The sequence below is a fragment of the Nocardia paucivorans NBRC 100373 genome (assembly GCF_000308675.1).
GTDB lineage: Bacteria > Actinomycetota > Actinomycetes > Mycobacteriales > Mycobacteriaceae > Nocardia > Nocardia paucivorans.
In genome coordinates this window covers 395055-409656 of record NZ_BAGE01000018.1, presented here as the reverse complement: position 1 = coordinate 409656, position 14602 = coordinate 395055, and the positions used below count along the sequence as shown (strand labels likewise).

Here is a 14602-nt window from a genome sequence, read left to right as displayed (position 1 = left end):
GTTCGAATATTGATCTCGAACATACCGACGAATTTCCAACTCCCCGAACGACTCGGAGGCGCATCACACTCTTGGCAGAGAAACTTACTTTGGAGTAAGTTCAAGTCGGGAAGAACCTGCGAAGGGGCAGCGCCATGACCGAGATCGATAATCGGAAACCCACCCGCGCCACGCGCGGCAAGCGCGAACTCGTCGGACGGCATGTGCTCATCACGGGCGCCTCCTCCGGTATCGGACGGGCGGCCGCCCTCGCCGTCGCGAACAAAGGCGCGGTGGTGCTCCTACTCGCCCGGCGCGGTGCGGAACTCGACGCCGTGGTCGAACACATCCGGTCCACGGGCGGCGCCGCCTACGCGTACCAGTGCGATGTCGCCGATTCCGAGTCGGTGGAGCACACGGTGAAAACCGTGCTGGCCGAACACGGTCACGTCGACATGTTGGTGAACAACGCCGGACGGTCGATCCGCCGCGCCATCCACCGTTCCACCGATCGCCTGCACGACTACGAACGCACCATGGCGGTCAACTACTTCGGCGCCCTACGGCTGACCCTGGCCCTGCTCCCGCAGATGCGGGAGCGGAAATTCGGCCATATCGTCAATATCAGCAGCGCCGGTGTCCAAGTGGCCACGCCCCGCTACTCCGCCTATCTGGCCAGCAAGGCAGCCCTGGACAAATTCACCGAGGTCGCCGCGGTGGAGACAATGGCCGACGGCGTCACGTTCACCACCATCCACATGCCGTTGGTCCGCACCCCGATGATCGCCCCCACCGGCAACCAGGGACGCGCGCGATCCCCGGAATGGGCGGCCGCCACCGTGGTTCGCGCACTCGTCGAACGCCCCCGCCGCATCGATGTCCCGATCGGCACCTTCGGGGAGTACGGCGCCCTGTTCACACCTCGGCTACGCGACCTCATCCTGCATCGCTACTACCGCGCACTGCCCGACTCCCCCGCCGCCAAGGGCGAGCGCCCCGTCTCCGAGAGGCCCGCCGAACCCATCGAACCCACGATTCGACCGCACCGCCCCCGATCCCCGGCGCGCAAGGTCGCCGGCAGCGCGGTGCGCCGCGCCGTGCGCTGGGTGCCGGGCGTCTACTGGTGATCCACATCACGCATTCCCAAACGCGGGAAGTGTCGACATCCTGCGCATACATGCGCTTCACTACTGTTTACTCGTCCGTTGCCGGTAGGTGACCCGGTGATCGCAGAACCGTCCCAGACTTGCGGCGGACAGCTTTCAGGAAAGTGTGTGTGTGCGTATGGTGATCGGATACCCGACGGAGGAAACCTACCGGCACGGAATGTATCCGGACGAGCAGGGGCGTTTCGGTCGTTTCGGAGGCAGATTCGTCCCGGAGGGCCTCATGGCGGCCCTGAACGAGCTGGAGAACGCCTATCACCACGCCGTGAGCGATCCCGGTTTCCTCGCCGAACTGTCCGATCTGTTGCGCGAACGCGTCGGCCGCCCGACCCTGCTGCACCAGGTGCCCCGCTTCGCCGAGCTACTCCGGGTGCGCGGCGCCAAAGTGTATCTGAAGCGCGAGGATATGACGCATACCGGCGCGCACAAGATCAACAATGCGCTGGGCCAGGGGCTGCTGGCCCAGCGGATGGGTAAACGACGGATCGTCGCCGAAACCGGCGCCGGTCAGCACGGCGTCGCGGCGGCGACGGTGTGCGCCCAGCTCGGACTGGACTGTGTGGTCTACATGGGCGCCGACGATATGCAGCGGCAGGAGCACAATGTCGTTCGGATGAAGCTGCTCGGCGCCGACGTCCGTCCGGTGCACAATGGCAGCCGTCGTCTCAAGGACGCGATCAGCGAGGCGGTCCGTGACTGGGTATCGAATGTCACCACCACCCACTACATGTTCGGGACCACGGCCGGCCCGGCGCCATATCCACGAATGGTGCGAGACTTCCAGACCGTGATCGGCGCGGAGGCCAGGGCGCAGATCCTGCGCGCGGAAGGGCGGCTGCCCGATTACGTCATCGCCTGTGTGGGCGGCGGCAGCAATGCCATCGGCACCTTCCATCCCTTCGCCGGTGACGAACGAGTTCGGCTCATCGGTGTCGAGGCGGCGGGACGCGGTATCGAGACCGGTGCGCACGCGGCGACCCTGAGTGTGGGCAGCACCGGCGAGATGGACGGTTCCTTCAGCTACCTGTTACAGGACGAGGAAGGGCAGATCGCCCGCACCCACAGTATCGCCGCGGGCCTGGACTATCCGGGGGTCGGACCAGAACTCAGCTATCTCAAGGACAGTGGGCGCGTGATATTCCGCGCCGCCACCGATGCCGTGGCCCTGCGCGGATTCCGCGCGCTCGGTCGCACCGAGGGCATCATCACCGCCCTCGAATCCGCACATGCCCTCGGATATCTGCTGGAAATGGCCGAACACTCCGAAGTGCCGGCGGATTCGGTCATCCTGCTGTGCCTGTCCGGCCGCGGCGACAAGGATCTCGCCATCGCGGCCCGGGAACTCGGCGTCGCCTGAGGCTCAGAGGTCGAAAACCCGCTCCGCGGTCGGGAGCGGCCCCACGGTCTCGGAGATCCGCGCGACCAACCGCCACGGCCGATCGGTATCGATTCTGGACTTCCCGCTGGTCAGGACGGCGCCGGTGAGCCCACGTTCCGGGTCGGCCCAGCCGTACTGGGTGGTCAGACCGCTACGCCCGAAATGGGATTCGGTATCGCGACCGAATTTCGAACGCCGTCCGCCCAGCTCGTAACCGGCGCGGCTCACCCGCCCGGCTATTCCCGGAATCCACGGGGCCGGTCGTACCGCGGCACGGACGGTCTCCGGCCGCATCATCCGCACCCCGTCGAGCTCACCGCCCCGCGCGAGGATCTCGTAGAACCGCGACAGTTCGAAGGCCGTGGTGACGAGATTGCCGGACGGTAGTTCGGCGGTGAGGAACTCCCGGTTCGTGTCCATGGATTTCGGACCGGACATCGGCCCACCGAGCGCCTTGCCCGCCACGAATGCCGCCAACCGGGGCGGCGGCGGACCGGTTCGCACACTGGGCACCACCGCGTCGACGTCCTCGGGTCGCACCCCGAAATTCGTCCACCGGAACCCCAACGGCTCCAATACCCGTTCGGCCAGATGTTCCCGCATCCGTTTGCCGGTGGCCCGCTGCACCAGCAACCGCTGGATCAGCCCAGCGGTCAGCGCGTGGTAGACGCGGAACCGATTCGGCGGCCAACTCGGCTTCAGATCCGCCAACCCGCGGACACACAGCTCCTCGTCGAACACCAGCTGGTACCCGCGATAGGGTGGGGTCACGAACGGTATCCCGGCCGAATGCGACAGCACGTCGCCGATCGTGATCGTCTCCTTACCACCTGCCGCGAACTCCGGGATATGGGCGCACACCGGATCGTCGAGGGCGAAGGTGCCCTGTTCGACGAGCATGAACATCACCGCGGCCGAAACGCCCTTGGCGGTGGAGAACCCGCAGAACGGGCTGTCGGTCGTCACCGGGATCTTCTCGGCGTCGGGCCCGTCCTTCGGCCCGTTGCCCCACCCGTGTCCGATCGCCCGGTTCAGCACCACCTTTCCGCTGCGACGCAGGCACACCTGGATGGCCGGGGTGGCTCCCATCCGGTACCACCGGCGCACCTCTTCCCAGATCGACTCGATATCCGCCCGGGTCAGGCCCGCGTCGGCCGGGTCGTCCTCGTATCCGAACGAGGTCACGGAGTCCAGGTCGGTCGCTATCGGTACCAGCGAAGAGGTATCTGTGCTCACTGCGCCCAGGGTAATCACGGCGCGAGCGATCCGCCGCTACCGTTCGCGTCGCTCGGCCCGCCGAGCGGTGAGGAAATCGTCGACAAGGCCGCCTTCGGGCACGGGGTCCGGCAATCGGCACCGACACTTGGTCTGCTCATGATGGTCTCCGCCGTCGTGCTGGAGATATGGACCCCGGGGCGCGGCGCGCGGACAACCGTTGCGCCGGAACGGGAACGGTCGACCGCCGCGACCTGAATCCGCTCACGCACCCCGATTACGTTCCCGGGGTGGGCCAGGCCGCCATGGCGAGTACGGCCACGCGCTCGAGGTCCTCTCGCGCGGCACCATCGCACGCCTGAACGGACATCCCCTGTAGGACCGCCGCATAGTAGGTCGCCAATGCCGCGGCATCGGTGTCGGTGGGTAGGCGTCCGGCGGTGATGTCGTCGACGATCTTCTGCCGAAAGGCCTCCTTGGTGGCTTCCCGTCCGGCGCGCAGTTCGGCTTTGACGTCCTCCGATGCGGGAGTGCAATTGGTGGCCGCGCTGATGATCATGCAGCCGGGCGGATGAGCGCTGTCGGTGTAGTCGGCGGCGGCTTCGTGGAGTAGACGGCGTAGCGCGGCGTAGGCGGTTTCCTCCTCGGCCAATGCCCGAGCGGTGAACGCGCCGTAGGTCCGGGTGTAGTGGCGTACGGCTTCGGAGAACAGCGCCCGTTTGTCACCGAATGCCGCATAGAGACTCGGCGGGCGAATGCCGAGGGTCTCGACGAGCGCCGCGATCGAGGTCGCTTCGTAACCATGCCGCCAGAACAGCCGCACTGCGCGGTCGAGTGCCTCCTGTCTGTCGAATCCGCGCGGCCTACCTGCTGCTCTGCCCATGCGGCCAATTTTATAGCGATCACTAAAACCGTGTTATCTTCCATTCTGTATTGACCACTAAAAAATAGGAGTGCCCATGGCCCCCTTTGCTCCCCCGCATCCCGAGCTCGCCCGCACCGTGCTGGGCAACGGTCCCGCGGTCCTGCTCGCGCACGGCGCGAGTGGCGGTATCCGAGCCAACTACGGTCCCGTCCTGAACGACCTGAGCGCACATCACACCGTGATCGGTGTGGACTTCCCCGGTTCCGGAGAATCGGCCCCCGTCGGCGCGGCACTGGAACTGGACGATCTGGCCGATCAACTCGTCGCCGCCGCAACGGCCGAGGGGCACGAGCGTTTCGCGATCGTCGGCTACTCCCTCGGAACCACGGTGGCCCTACGAGCGGCGGCCCGATATCCGCAACGGGTGACCGCACTCGTCCTGACAGCGCCCTTCGCCGCGCCGAACACCCGTCTACGACTGCACGCCGAACTATGGCGCGACCTGTACCGGGCCGGTGAACATCTGCTGCTGGCGAAGTTCATGGTGTCGTCGGCCTGGAACGGCGCGGTCCTCGACGGACTTTCCTCGGCGGAACTGGCCGATATCATTCGGACCACCGCACAGACCCTTCCGGCCGGCTGCGCCGATCAGGCCGATCTCGTCGCCCGCGCCGATGTTCGCGCCGACCTGCCCGCGATCACCGCTCCCACCCTGGTGATCTCCACGACCGCCGACGCTCTTGTGCCTCCCGAACTGCACCGGGAGGTCGCCGAAGGACTGGCCACGGCCCGACTGATCGATATCGAAACCGGCCACCTTCCGTTTGCCGAGAAACCCGCCGACTGGATCGCCTTGATAACGGAATTCCTTCGCGAACAGTCCCTTTGACGGGCACATCGCCCCGATGGCAATGACGTCGGCTGGCAATGACGTCGGCCGAGCACATCGCTCGGCCGAGACGACAACGAAGCGCCGATAAGGTGAACGTGGGTCGGCCCGACGGTCCGACCCACCATGCCGTTCGGACCGGTGCAAGCCGACGATCCGGTAGCGCCGGCCACCTGGAAAGGACCGTTCCATGCGCTCCGCGACCCTGACCGTGCCCGGTGCGACCCTGTACTACGAGATACGCGGCACCGGCCCACTCCTGCTATCGATTCCCGGCGGCGGCGGAGACGCGGGGGTGTTCGACGAAATGGCAGATGTCCTCGAACGACATTTCACGGTGGTGGCGCTCGACCCACGCGGCCATTCCCGCAGCACGCTCGACGATTCCACCGCAGACCGGCGAATCGCGACACAGAGCGAGGACGCCTACCGACTGCTCACCCATCTCAGCGAACGACCGGCATTCGTCTTCGGCACCAGCGCCGGGGCCGTCGTCTGTCTGGAGCTATTGGCCCGACACCCCGACCGGGTACGCAGAATGGTCGTCCACGAACCACCGTGCCTGGCGGCACTTCCCGACGCCGCCGAGCATCTCGCCATGATCGAGGAGGTCCACGAGCTGTTCCGCACGGCGGGAATCGGTCCCGCCATGGCCCGCTTCCTGACCGGGATGGGAGAGAAGACGACCCCGCCACCGAACACACCCGACCTCCCACCGCGCATCGTCGAACTCCGCGCCCGATTGGCCGCGAACACCCCCGCGATGCTGGAACACGAATTGCGGGAAATCACCTCGTATCAACCGGACTACGCGGCACTGGCCACGGTGGCCGATCGACTGATACCGGCGGTGGGCCGCGTCGGAGACGACACACTGCCGCACCGCTCCACCGTGGAGATCGCCACTCGGCTCGGCCGTACGGTCACCGAGTTCCCGGGCGGACACAACGGAATCCGCACCGACGCGGCGGAGTTCGCCCACCGACTCGTCGAAGTGCTCGCACCGGAAGTCGAGAGCGATTCCGTGTGATACGTTGTCGGACAACCCATTGCGCTCTTCGAAGTGCACCGCAGATGAGAGCACAGTCCGATACATCGGACCGGGCGGGGCGGTACGCCGTACACATAATCCCTCCCGAAGGAGAATCACCGACGACCGTGGGTATCGGCCTACCTGTTCCGATCCCGCCATACCGGTGGAATGGGCCCGACGAGCCGAGCGCGGCCCCTTCGACACCATCGCCATCCTCGATCGCTTGGTCTACGACAATCCCGAACCCATGATCGCGCCGGCCGCCATCGCGGCCGTGACCACGCGAATCCGCCTGCAAACCGAGGTCGTACCGGCTCCGCTGCGGGACACCGCCCTATTGGCAAAACAATCCGCAACGCTCGACCGGATCTCCAATGGTCGCTTCACCCTCGGTGTCGGCGTCGGCGGCCGCGTCGACGACTATCACGCAGCCGGCATCGATATCCGTACCCGGGGCAAACGGCTCGACACCCAGCTCGACCGCATGCGCTTGCTCTGGGCCGGTGAACCGTTCTCCGACGAGGCCGGACCGATCGGGCCCCGACCGGCTCGCCGAGGTCGTCGACGCGACGGCTCGCGGCTGAACCGAACCGGCACACCGTTACCACAGTCTGGGCCGAGGCTGCGGGTTACCGACGGCCGGGCGCACTCGATACGGTTGCGTCCCAGGAGGAATACGGTTTGTCACCGAGAATCTCGGCCGCGCAACGGTATTCACCGCGCTCCGAGCGGATCGGACTCCCGCTCGGCCGCCGAGGCATTCGGCGGCCCGGTAACGCTTGGGCCCCTGCGGATTTACCGGCGCCCCGTTCCGCCGCTTCGGAGCCCTCGACTCTCGTTCGTTCTCGGGCCTAGGCGGAAAGCCGCAGGATAACTACACTCGGCATCAGGCTCCGGTGATGGGTTCGGGAGCAGGGGTCGGGTAGCTGGAAGGTGTCGACATGGGTATCGAGCTTGTTCCAGAAGGGGAAGGTCCGCACCACTGTCTCGGGTGTGGCGGACGGTCCGACGCTACCGAGCCGGCGTCTCTCGAAAGACGGATCGGATAGCCCGGACGGCGAATCGAATCGGTATTACCGCACCAACCCTCGTTCGAGGGTGTCGAGTTGGAACAGTCGGGCTCGGCGGGGGAGGCAGGATCACACCTCGCGAGCGTGGATCGGTAGAACTGGAGACGCCCATGGGCAACGAAGCTCCGGACCGTCCCGCCGTCGAGATGGCGGACTATCTGACCGAGGATCGCACCACCACGACGGTGTCCTCGTTCATCCTCGAGGCACGTCGACGCGGCCTGGACCCCTCGCCGTTACTGGATGCCGACTTCTTTCTCCGCGGCGCCGACTAGCTCACTCGGTCGAATACCGAAGACCTTGCAGATCTTGTACATCTGCGCCATCGTCATGGCCCGCTCCCCGCGCTCGAGCCGGGTGATGGTCTTCTTGTTGTAGCCGGTCTTCTCGGCCAGCACCTCCTGGCTCCACCCGCGCCGGGCCCGCATGGCACGCACCTCCGCACCGAGGGCCACGTCCAGCCTCGCTTCCTCGGCCGTCACTTCTTCCGACTCGGCGGGCGTCGCATCCATGACGACCATTCTGGGTACCGATCCTGTTCTGAATCAAGTGTCCGACAACTTCGGTGCGGCATTCGAACAATACCGAAGTAAGGACCAAAAGAGGACTAATCCAGACCAATAAAGGTTGAAAAGGGACCAAAATAGGTCTACCTTGGAGTTGTGGCAGCGCACCGCAGCAGTCCACATCCCGGAAGCACCGCCACAACTCTGCCGACCGGGCACACCCGGACACCGTGGGTGCGCTGCCACCCCGGCAGCGGCGCGAGAACCAGGAGTGGCCGATGAGCTGGAGCGGAGACCCCATTTGGCTGGCCGATGTGCTTCGCGCAGCCGGCCTGTCCGTACTGGAACACGACGGCTGGCGACAGCGCGGTCACGGCGACTTTCGCGATATCCGGGGAGTGCTGTGCCACCACACCGGCGGTGGTGGTCCGAACGACTGGATCATCGTCCAGAACGGACGCCCGGATCTTCCCGGACCGCTGGCCCAACTGGTCCTCGAAAAGGACGGCACCTACCGGGTGATCGCCGTCGGCGTCTGCTGGCACGCCGGCCGCGGTAGCTGGCCCGGCTGGCCCACCGACAACGCCAACTACCACACCATCGGCATCGAAGCCGTTTCCCGCGGCACTCCCCCATGGGACTGGACCCCGGCCCAACTCGACGCCTACAAACGCGGCTGTGCGGCCATCCTGCGCCGTATCGGCCGCGGCGCGGGCGACTGCGTCGGGCACCGCGAGTACTCCAGCGAAGGAAAGATCGACCCGGCGGGCATAGATATGAATGCCTTCCGCCGGGAGGTACAGGCACTGATCGATAGAGGTGACGACATGGCATTCCTGGACGAGAAACTCACCAACTACCACGGCGAACAGGTGACCGTGCGAACCCTGCTGCACTATCTCGACAAACATGCCGGACTGACCCTCGACCAGCTCTCCGGCGCGGGCACCGCCCGCGGCGCCGATTTTCCCGGCTGGGAATTCCTCGGTGGTCGCACCACAGCCGAAGCCCTCGGCGCCATTGGCGCGGCCCTGAAAATCCCCGGCTTCCGCGACCCCACCACCGACCAACGCGCCTGAAGACGGTGTGCGACGTCCCACCGCACGGACCGGGGTGCGGCCGCACCCGGCTCAGGTGAAAGCGAAACGACCGATCACCAACGCGAGCAGCAGATGGGCGGCCGCATCATTCGGCGCCCGCCGCGCGACCTCGTCCTACCCCGCACCGATTTCCACCCCGGAACGCGCCAAGGCCAATTCCACCGAATCCGTCCCCCCACTCATTGCTTCGACCTGGTCCCGACCACCATGTGCCGCAACCCGGCCCCACCGAGCCGCGGCACCGACGCCACACCGGCTCCCACGGCAATCAATCTCGTAGGGCCACCACAAAACATCGATCCGATGGGCGAATTCGACTTGACCCTCACGTTACGTAAGACCGGAAAGTGGGGTCCATGAGCGATTTCTTCAATGCGTTCGAGATGAGCCCGGTACCCGCCCCCACTCCGAATGCGGTTGCACCGGAATTGTTCCGGGGCATCTACGGCATGCCGGCGTTCGTGACGATCCCCACGAACGATTTGGCGACATCGACAGACTTCTGGGTTCGTGGCCTGAGGTTCTTCGAGCTGTTCGCCATTCCCGGCCAGGTTGTCCACCTGCGCCGGTGGGCGTTCCAGGACGTACTCCTGGTCCCGGCGGATGACATCCCGGAGCAGGCTCCGGCGGTAAGGGTCAATTTCGCATGTGTGCTCGGCCAGATCAATCCTCTTGTCGAGGCCTGTCGCGCATTGCGCCCCGATTCCGTCGACGGTCCGCGCGACACCCCCTGGAACTCTCGTGAGGTGGAGGTGATCACCCCCGAGAACGCTCGGGTCGTGTTCACCGCGGCAAAACCGCTCGATCCGAACAGCCAAGAGGCGCGCAACCTCGCGGCCGTCGGAATCACCCCACCGGACAGCAGTAGCGACAATGGGGACCATGCCTGATATTTCCGGCACCGACGGTCTGACCGTCGGCCAGGTAGCGACGCGGTTGGGCGTAACGGTCCGCGCCCTGCACCACTGGGACGAAATCGGTCTGGCGCGGCCGTCCCTGCGCACGGCCGCCGGATACCGGCTCTACACCGCCGGTGACCTGGAACGCCTGAACCGCGTCATCATCTACCGAGAGAGCGGTCTCGGCCTGGACCGGATCAAGGCCGTCCTGGACGATTCGAGTACCGACGCGCTCACCGCGCTTCGTGCACAGCGTGCGCAGGTCACCGAACGGATCGCCCGCCTCCAACAGCTCGGCGCCGGACTGGATCGCATGATCGATGCCCACGAGCGCGGTCTGCTGCTGACCGTCGAGCAGCAGACCGCGCTCTTCGGCCCCCGATGGAACCCGGACTGGTCCACCCAGGCCCGGCAGCGTTGGGGGGACACCACACAGTGGCAGCAGTACGCCGAACGCTCGGCCACTCGCGGCCCGAAGGAATGGCAGGCCGTCGCCGACACCATTACCGACCTCGACCGTGCCTTCGCCGCCGCAATGGACGCCGGCGTCACACCTGGCAGCCCGGAGGCGAACCACCTCGTCGAGCGGCATCGGGAAGTGTTCGGTTGGGCGTACTTTCCGCTCACCCGGCAGATGCAGGTCTGCCTCGGCCGCATGTACGAGGACGACCCGGGCTTCGCCGCCCATTACGACGGCATCCGCGCCGGTCTGGCCACCTGGCTGCGGAAAAGTATCGATGCCGCCGCACGCGCCCACGGCATCGATCCCTATACCGCCGCCTGGCACTAGAGCACGGCCCGGAACCGGACGCGCGCCATACCGACACAAACGCAGTGCCCCCAGTGGGACTCGAACCCACACTGGACGGATTTTAAGTCCGCTGCCTCTGCCAATTGGGCTATAGGGGCGTGCGGATCACACACTACCGACTCGTACGTTTGTACCGAAATACTCGCGGGAAGAGTCACACTGTGGGATCTGTGCGCACCGCCTCACACGCCTCGACCAAGACATCGGCGGCGAGCAACCCGGACTCCTCCGCGCTCTCCCGGATGTCCTCGGGCAATCCTCGGTCGGTGGTCACGGCGCACAAGGCCAGTTGTAATGCCTCACCCAGTAGGCCCAGGTGGTATACGACGAGCGATTCATCCAGTTCCTCGTCCTCGTGCTCCCATCCGACGGGTTGAGCGGTGTGCACCCGATGGCAGCGAAGGGTGTCCTCGCCGAGAACCTTCATGAACTCGACCGCCGCTGCCATACACCGGTTGTGGGCGACCCGATACTCGTTGCGGTCGGCACCCTTCTCGATCAATACCGCGGTAACGCTGGCCGCGGTGAACATACCGTCGCAAATCCTGGCGGGGATCACCTCGACCGGACCGGGCCGGGCGGTGGCGAGCGCGGTGGTCACCGCATCGATCCACCGCACCACCAGTTCGGTACCGGTGATCGTGACCGATGCCGACCGCTCCGGTTGCCGTGCTCGCTGCCGCCGGAACCACCGCCAAGGTTTGCCCATCGCGTTCACCCCTGTTCGGACGATGTCTTACCGACCAGCGAATGCCGGCGGCTGTATCCGAAGTAGATCACCAAACCGACCGCCATCCAGACAACGAAACGCAGCCACGTCTCAACCGAAAGATTCACCATCAACCACAGGCAGGCCAGCACCGCCAGGATCGGCAGTACCGGCACGAACGGGACCCGGAAACCACGCTTCAGATCCGGGCGGGTGCGACGCAGGATCAGCACTCCGATGGCGACCAGAACGAAGGCGAACAAGGTGCCGATGTTCACCATCTCCGCCAGCGTCCCGAACTCGACGAGACCGCCCAGGATCGCGCACACCACACCGATCAGCACGGTGACCCGCACCGGGGTGCCGCGCTGTCCGGTGTGGGCGAGCACCCGTGGCATCAACCCGTCCCGGGACATGGCGAACAGCACACGGGCCTGCCCGAGCAGCAGCACCATGACCACGGTGGTGAGACCGGCCAGCGCGCCGATGGAGATGGTGTTCTTGGCCCAGGTCACGCCGTGCAGGGCGAAGGCGGTGGCGAGGGTGGAGTTCTCCCCGGCGAGGTCGCTGTAGGGCACCATCGCGACGAGCACCAGCGAGACCACCACATACAGCACGGTGACGATGACCAGCGAGCCGATGATGCCGCGCGGCATATCGCGCTGCGGGTTCTTGGTTTCCTCCGCAGCGGTGGCCACCACGTCGAAGCCGATGAAGGAGAAGAACAGCAGGCTGGCGGCCGCGAGCAGACCGTACCAGCCGAAAGTGCTGTTACCGGCGCCGGTGACGAAGGAGAACAGCGACTGCCGCAGCCCCTCCCCGGTCTCACCCGCCTGCGATTCGGGGATGAACGGGGTCAGGTTCTCGGCGTCGAAGTAGCGCAGGCCCGCGACGATCACCAGCAAGATCACCGCGAGCTTGATGGCGACCACCACCGCCGACACCCGCGACGACAACTTGGTTCCGGTGGCCAGCACCACGGTGAGCACGCTGATCAGCAGCACCGAGCCCCAGTCGAAGGTGACCGACCCTAGGTGCCAGACCGGGGGCGAACCGATCAGCTCGCCCAGGTACTGCGACCAGCCCTTGGCCACCACCGAGGCGGCGAGCGCGAATTCCAGGATGAGGTCCCAGCCGATGATCCAGGCCGCCAGCTCGCCGAAGGTGGCGTAGGAGAAGGTGTAGGCGCTGCCCGCCACCGGGACGGTGGAGGCGAACTCGGCGTAGCACAGGGCGGTCAGCCCACAGGCGACGGCCGCGAAGACGAACGCCAGCGATACCGCCGGACCCGCGACATTACCGGCCGTGCGCGCCGTGAGGGTGAAGATACCGGCGCCTATGACAACCGCGACCCCGAAAACGGTGAGATCCCAGGCGGTGAGGTCTTTGCGCAGTTTCGCTTCCGGGTCGTCGGTGTCCCGGATCGACTGCTCGATCGACTTGGTTCGGAACAGCGAACCGCGGTGGTTCTGGATCGCCACGGCGTTCTCCTTTCGACGGGCCTCAACGCACGCCCGCCATCTGTCGGGTTATCCATGGTGACAGGACGACGACCACCAGGCCCATGGAAATGGCAACCGCACCGGTGATGCCGAAATAGGCGAACTCGTGGTCGGCGCCGTAATAGCGGGCCACCATTCCCGATAGGGAGGTGCCCAAGGCCACCGAGAGGAAATACAGAGCCATCATCTGGGCGCGGAACAGCTCCGGAGCCAGCTGGGTGGTGACCGCGAGTCCGATGGGCGACAGCAGCAATTCCGACATCGAGAACACGGCCATGATCACCAGCACCCACAGGGCGGGCACAGCGCGGCCCTCGGTTCCGGCCAGGGGCACGAACAGCCAGAAGGCGACCCCCATCCCCAGCACCCCGAGCGCGAACTTGTGCGGGGTACTCGGCGCCCGATCGCCGAGCCTGGCCCACAGCAGGGCGAACAGCGGGGAAAGCGCCACGACCCACACCGGCTCCACCGAGCCGATCCAGCTCGCCGGCGCCGTCCACCCGAACAGGGACCAGTTGATCCGCTCGTCGGAGTACACCGCGAGCACGGTGAAAATCTGCTGGAACAGTGTCCAGAACATCACATTGGCAACGAACAACGGCAGAAACGCCCGGATCCGGCTGCGTTCGAGGGGCGTCACCCGATGATGGGTGAGCAGCACGACGAAATAGACCCCGGCGGCGCCGACAATGAGCCCGGTGGTGACGGTGGGCAGATTGTCCAGGGTGACCAGTCCGGTGCCCGATGCCAGGGCGACGACCACCACGAAACCCACCACCACCGCGAGCAGCCGGCCGGCCGACGCCCGCGACAGTGGGTTCGGCACCTGTCGGCCGGCGGTACCCAGATTGCGACGGAACACCGCGTACTGCCCCAGCCCCAGGGCCATCCCGACGGCCGCCGCGGAGAACCCGGCATGGAATCCCCAGTTCCGCTGCAACAGCCCGGTCAGCAGCGGACCGATCAGGGCGCCGAGATTGATGCCCAGGTAGAACAGCGTGAAACCACTGTCGACCCGCGGATCGCCGTGCCGGTAGAGCGTGCCGAGCAGGGACGAGGCATTCGCCTTCAACGCGCCGCTGCCGAGGGCCACCAGCACCAGCCCCACCCCGACACCGGCCAATCCCGGCAGAACGGCCAAGGCGATATGCCCGGCCATCACCACCACACCGCCGTAGAAGACGGTGCGCTCCATCCCGAGCAGCCGGTCGGCCACCCAGCCCCCGAGGACGGTGCACAGGTAGACCAGACCGCCGTAGGCGCCGACCAGGCCCAACGCGGTGTCCTGCGCCAGTTCCAGACCGCCCCGGGTGGTCGAGTAGTACAGGTAGTAGCCGAGGATGGTGAGCATCCCGTAGAAGGAGAAACGCTCCCACAGTTCGACACCGAACAGATTCGCCAAGCCGAGAGGATGGCCGAAGAAGGTCCGCCGTGAAGGGGGCGAAGCGGTCGTCACTGCGTCGGGCATGATCCGACCTTC

General features: G+C 66.1%; 15 protein-coding genes and 1 tRNA gene. 9 read left to right on the top strand and 7 right to left on the bottom strand.

The window, feature by feature from the left end; all coding sequences use genetic code 11:
- Positions 1-134 precede the first annotated feature (134 nt).
- Entirely contained in the window at positions 135-1106 is a 972-nt protein-coding gene (locus ON32_RS04025) for an SDR family NAD(P)-dependent oxidoreductase (RefSeq protein ID WP_040788707.1), read from the top strand.
- Positions 1107-1263: 157 nt separating this feature from the next.
- Positions 1264-2502, top strand: coding sequence for a tryptophan synthase subunit beta (trpB, locus tag ON32_RS04020; RefSeq protein WP_040788867.1), 1239 nt, complete (start codon positions 1264-1266; stop codon positions 2500-2502).
- 3 nt (positions 2503-2505) lie between these two features.
- Here trpB and ON32_RS04015 read toward each other — a convergent pair whose 3' ends face one another.
- Both ON32_RS04015 and ON32_RS04010 read right to left on the bottom strand, forming a co-directional pair.
- Positions 2506-3759: a serine hydrolase gene (locus ON32_RS04015; protein WP_245550784.1), complete on the bottom strand. Its 1254-nt coding sequence runs from the start codon at positions 3757-3759 to the stop codon at positions 2506-2508.
- Between the two features lie 256 nt (positions 3760-4015).
- Positions 4016-4621 carry a TetR/AcrR family transcriptional regulator gene (locus ON32_RS04010; RefSeq protein WP_040788706.1) on the bottom strand — a complete coding sequence of 202 codons (606 nt, stop codon included), beginning with the start codon at positions 4619-4621 and terminating at the stop codon, positions 4016-4018.
- 76 nt (positions 4622-4697) lie between these two features.
- Here ON32_RS04010 and ON32_RS04005 point away from each other — a divergent pair, with 76 nt between their 5' ends.
- The 4 genes from ON32_RS04005 (at position 4698) to ON32_RS28680 (ending at position 7870) form a co-directional block, all read left to right on the top strand.
- A complete protein-coding gene (locus tag ON32_RS04005) occupies positions 4698-5492 on the top strand; it encodes an alpha/beta fold hydrolase (RefSeq protein ID WP_040788705.1) in 795 nt (264 codons plus the stop codon).
- Positions 5493-5682: 190 nt separating this feature from the next.
- Positions 5683-6522: an alpha/beta fold hydrolase gene (locus tag ON32_RS04000; protein WP_040788704.1), complete on the top strand. Its 840-nt coding sequence runs from the start codon at positions 5683-5685 to the stop codon at positions 6520-6522.
- Between the two features lie 166 nt (positions 6523-6688).
- Positions 6689-7399, top strand: coding sequence for an LLM class flavin-dependent oxidoreductase (locus ON32_RS26835; RefSeq protein ID WP_051132819.1), 711 nt, complete (start codon positions 6689-6691; stop codon positions 7397-7399).
- 306 nt (positions 7400-7705) lie between these two features.
- Entirely contained in the window at positions 7706-7870 is a 165-nt protein-coding gene (locus ON32_RS28680) for a hypothetical protein (RefSeq protein ID WP_157224066.1), read from the top strand.
- On the opposite strand, the gene ON32_RS03990 is transcribed toward ON32_RS28680, so the two are convergent.
- Positions 7832-8107 carry a helix-turn-helix domain-containing protein gene (locus tag ON32_RS03990; protein ID WP_157224065.1) on the bottom strand — a complete coding sequence of 92 codons (276 nt, stop codon included), beginning with the start codon at positions 8105-8107 and terminating at the stop codon, positions 7832-7834. The genes ON32_RS28680 and ON32_RS03990 overlap by 39 nt on opposite strands.
- Before the next feature lie 272 nt (positions 8108-8379).
- Here ON32_RS03990 and ON32_RS03985 point away from each other — a divergent pair, with 272 nt between their 5' ends.
- From ON32_RS03985 to ON32_RS03975, 3 genes are all read left to right on the top strand, one after another.
- On the top strand, positions 8380-9180 hold the full coding sequence (locus ON32_RS03985) for a peptidoglycan recognition protein family protein (protein WP_083874015.1): 801 nt from the start codon (positions 8380-8382) through the stop codon (positions 9178-9180).
- Positions 9181-9557: 377 nt separating this feature from the next.
- On the top strand, positions 9558-10091 hold the full coding sequence (locus tag ON32_RS03980) for a VOC family protein (protein WP_040788702.1): 534 nt from the start codon (positions 9558-9560) through the stop codon (positions 10089-10091).
- Positions 10084-10890, top strand: coding sequence for a MerR family transcriptional regulator (locus tag ON32_RS03975; RefSeq protein ID WP_085995112.1), 807 nt, complete (start codon positions 10084-10086; stop codon positions 10888-10890). Before ON32_RS03980 ends, ON32_RS03975 begins: the two co-directional genes overlap by 8 nt.
- A 45-nt stretch (positions 10891-10935) precedes the next feature.
- Here the strand turns inward: ON32_RS03975 and ON32_RS03970 are convergent.
- From ON32_RS03970 to ON32_RS03955, 4 genes are all read right to left on the bottom strand, one after another.
- Positions 10936-11009 (bottom strand) — tRNA-Leu (locus ON32_RS03970).
- Positions 11010-11065: 56 nt separating this feature from the next.
- On the bottom strand, positions 11066-11620 hold the full coding sequence (locus ON32_RS03965; protein WP_157224064.1) for a hypothetical protein: 555 nt from the start codon (positions 11618-11620) through the stop codon (positions 11066-11068).
- A 5-nt stretch (positions 11621-11625) separates the two neighbouring features.
- Positions 11626-13101 carry an amino acid permease gene (locus tag ON32_RS03960; RefSeq protein ID WP_040788699.1) on the bottom strand — a complete coding sequence of 492 codons (1476 nt, stop codon included), beginning with the start codon at positions 13099-13101 and terminating at the stop codon, positions 11626-11628.
- A gap of 22 nt (positions 13102-13123) precedes the next feature.
- On the bottom strand, positions 13124-14590 hold the full coding sequence (locus ON32_RS03955; RefSeq protein ID WP_040788698.1) for a peptide MFS transporter: 1467 nt from the start codon (positions 14588-14590) through the stop codon (positions 13124-13126).
- Positions 14591-14602 lie beyond the last annotated feature (12 nt).

Excerpts from the sequence above, each read along its gene's own strand:
- ON32_RS04025 (WP_040788707.1), top strand. The coding sequence starts at position 135 with ATGACCGAGATCGATAATCGGAAACCCACCCGCGCCACGCGCGGCAAG.
- trpB (WP_040788867.1), top strand. The coding sequence starts at position 1,264 with ATGGTGATCGGATACCCGACGGAGGAAACCTACCGGCACGGAATGTAT.
- ON32_RS04010 (WP_040788706.1), bottom strand. The coding sequence starts at position 4,621 with ATGGGCAGAGCAGCAGGTAGGCCGCGCGGATTCGACAGACAGGAGGCA.
- ON32_RS04005 (WP_040788705.1), top strand. The coding sequence starts at position 4,698 with ATGGCCCCCTTTGCTCCCCCGCATCCCGAGCTCGCCCGCACCGTGCTG.
- ON32_RS04000 (WP_040788704.1), top strand. The coding sequence starts at position 5,683 with ATGCGCTCCGCGACCCTGACCGTGCCCGGTGCGACCCTGTACTACGAG.
- ON32_RS28680 (WP_157224066.1), top strand. The coding sequence starts at position 7,706 with ATGGGCAACGAAGCTCCGGACCGTCCCGCCGTCGAGATGGCGGACTAT.
- ON32_RS03990 (WP_157224065.1), bottom strand. The coding sequence starts at position 8,107 with ATGGATGCGACGCCCGCCGAGTCGGAAGAAGTGACGGCCGAGGAAGCG.
- ON32_RS03985 (WP_083874015.1), top strand. The coding sequence starts at position 8,380 with ATGAGCTGGAGCGGAGACCCCATTTGGCTGGCCGATGTGCTTCGCGCA.
- ON32_RS03980 (WP_040788702.1), top strand. The coding sequence starts at position 9,558 with ATGAGCGATTTCTTCAATGCGTTCGAGATGAGCCCGGTACCCGCCCCC.
- ON32_RS03975 (WP_085995112.1), top strand. The coding sequence starts at position 10,084 with ATGCCTGATATTTCCGGCACCGACGGTCTGACCGTCGGCCAGGTAGCG.
- ON32_RS03965 (WP_157224064.1), bottom strand. The coding sequence starts at position 11,620 with ATGGGCAAACCTTGGCGGTGGTTCCGGCGGCAGCGAGCACGGCAACCG.
- ON32_RS03955 (WP_040788698.1), bottom strand. The coding sequence starts at position 14,590 with ATGCCCGACGCAGTGACGACCGCTTCGCCCCCTTCACGGCGGACCTTC.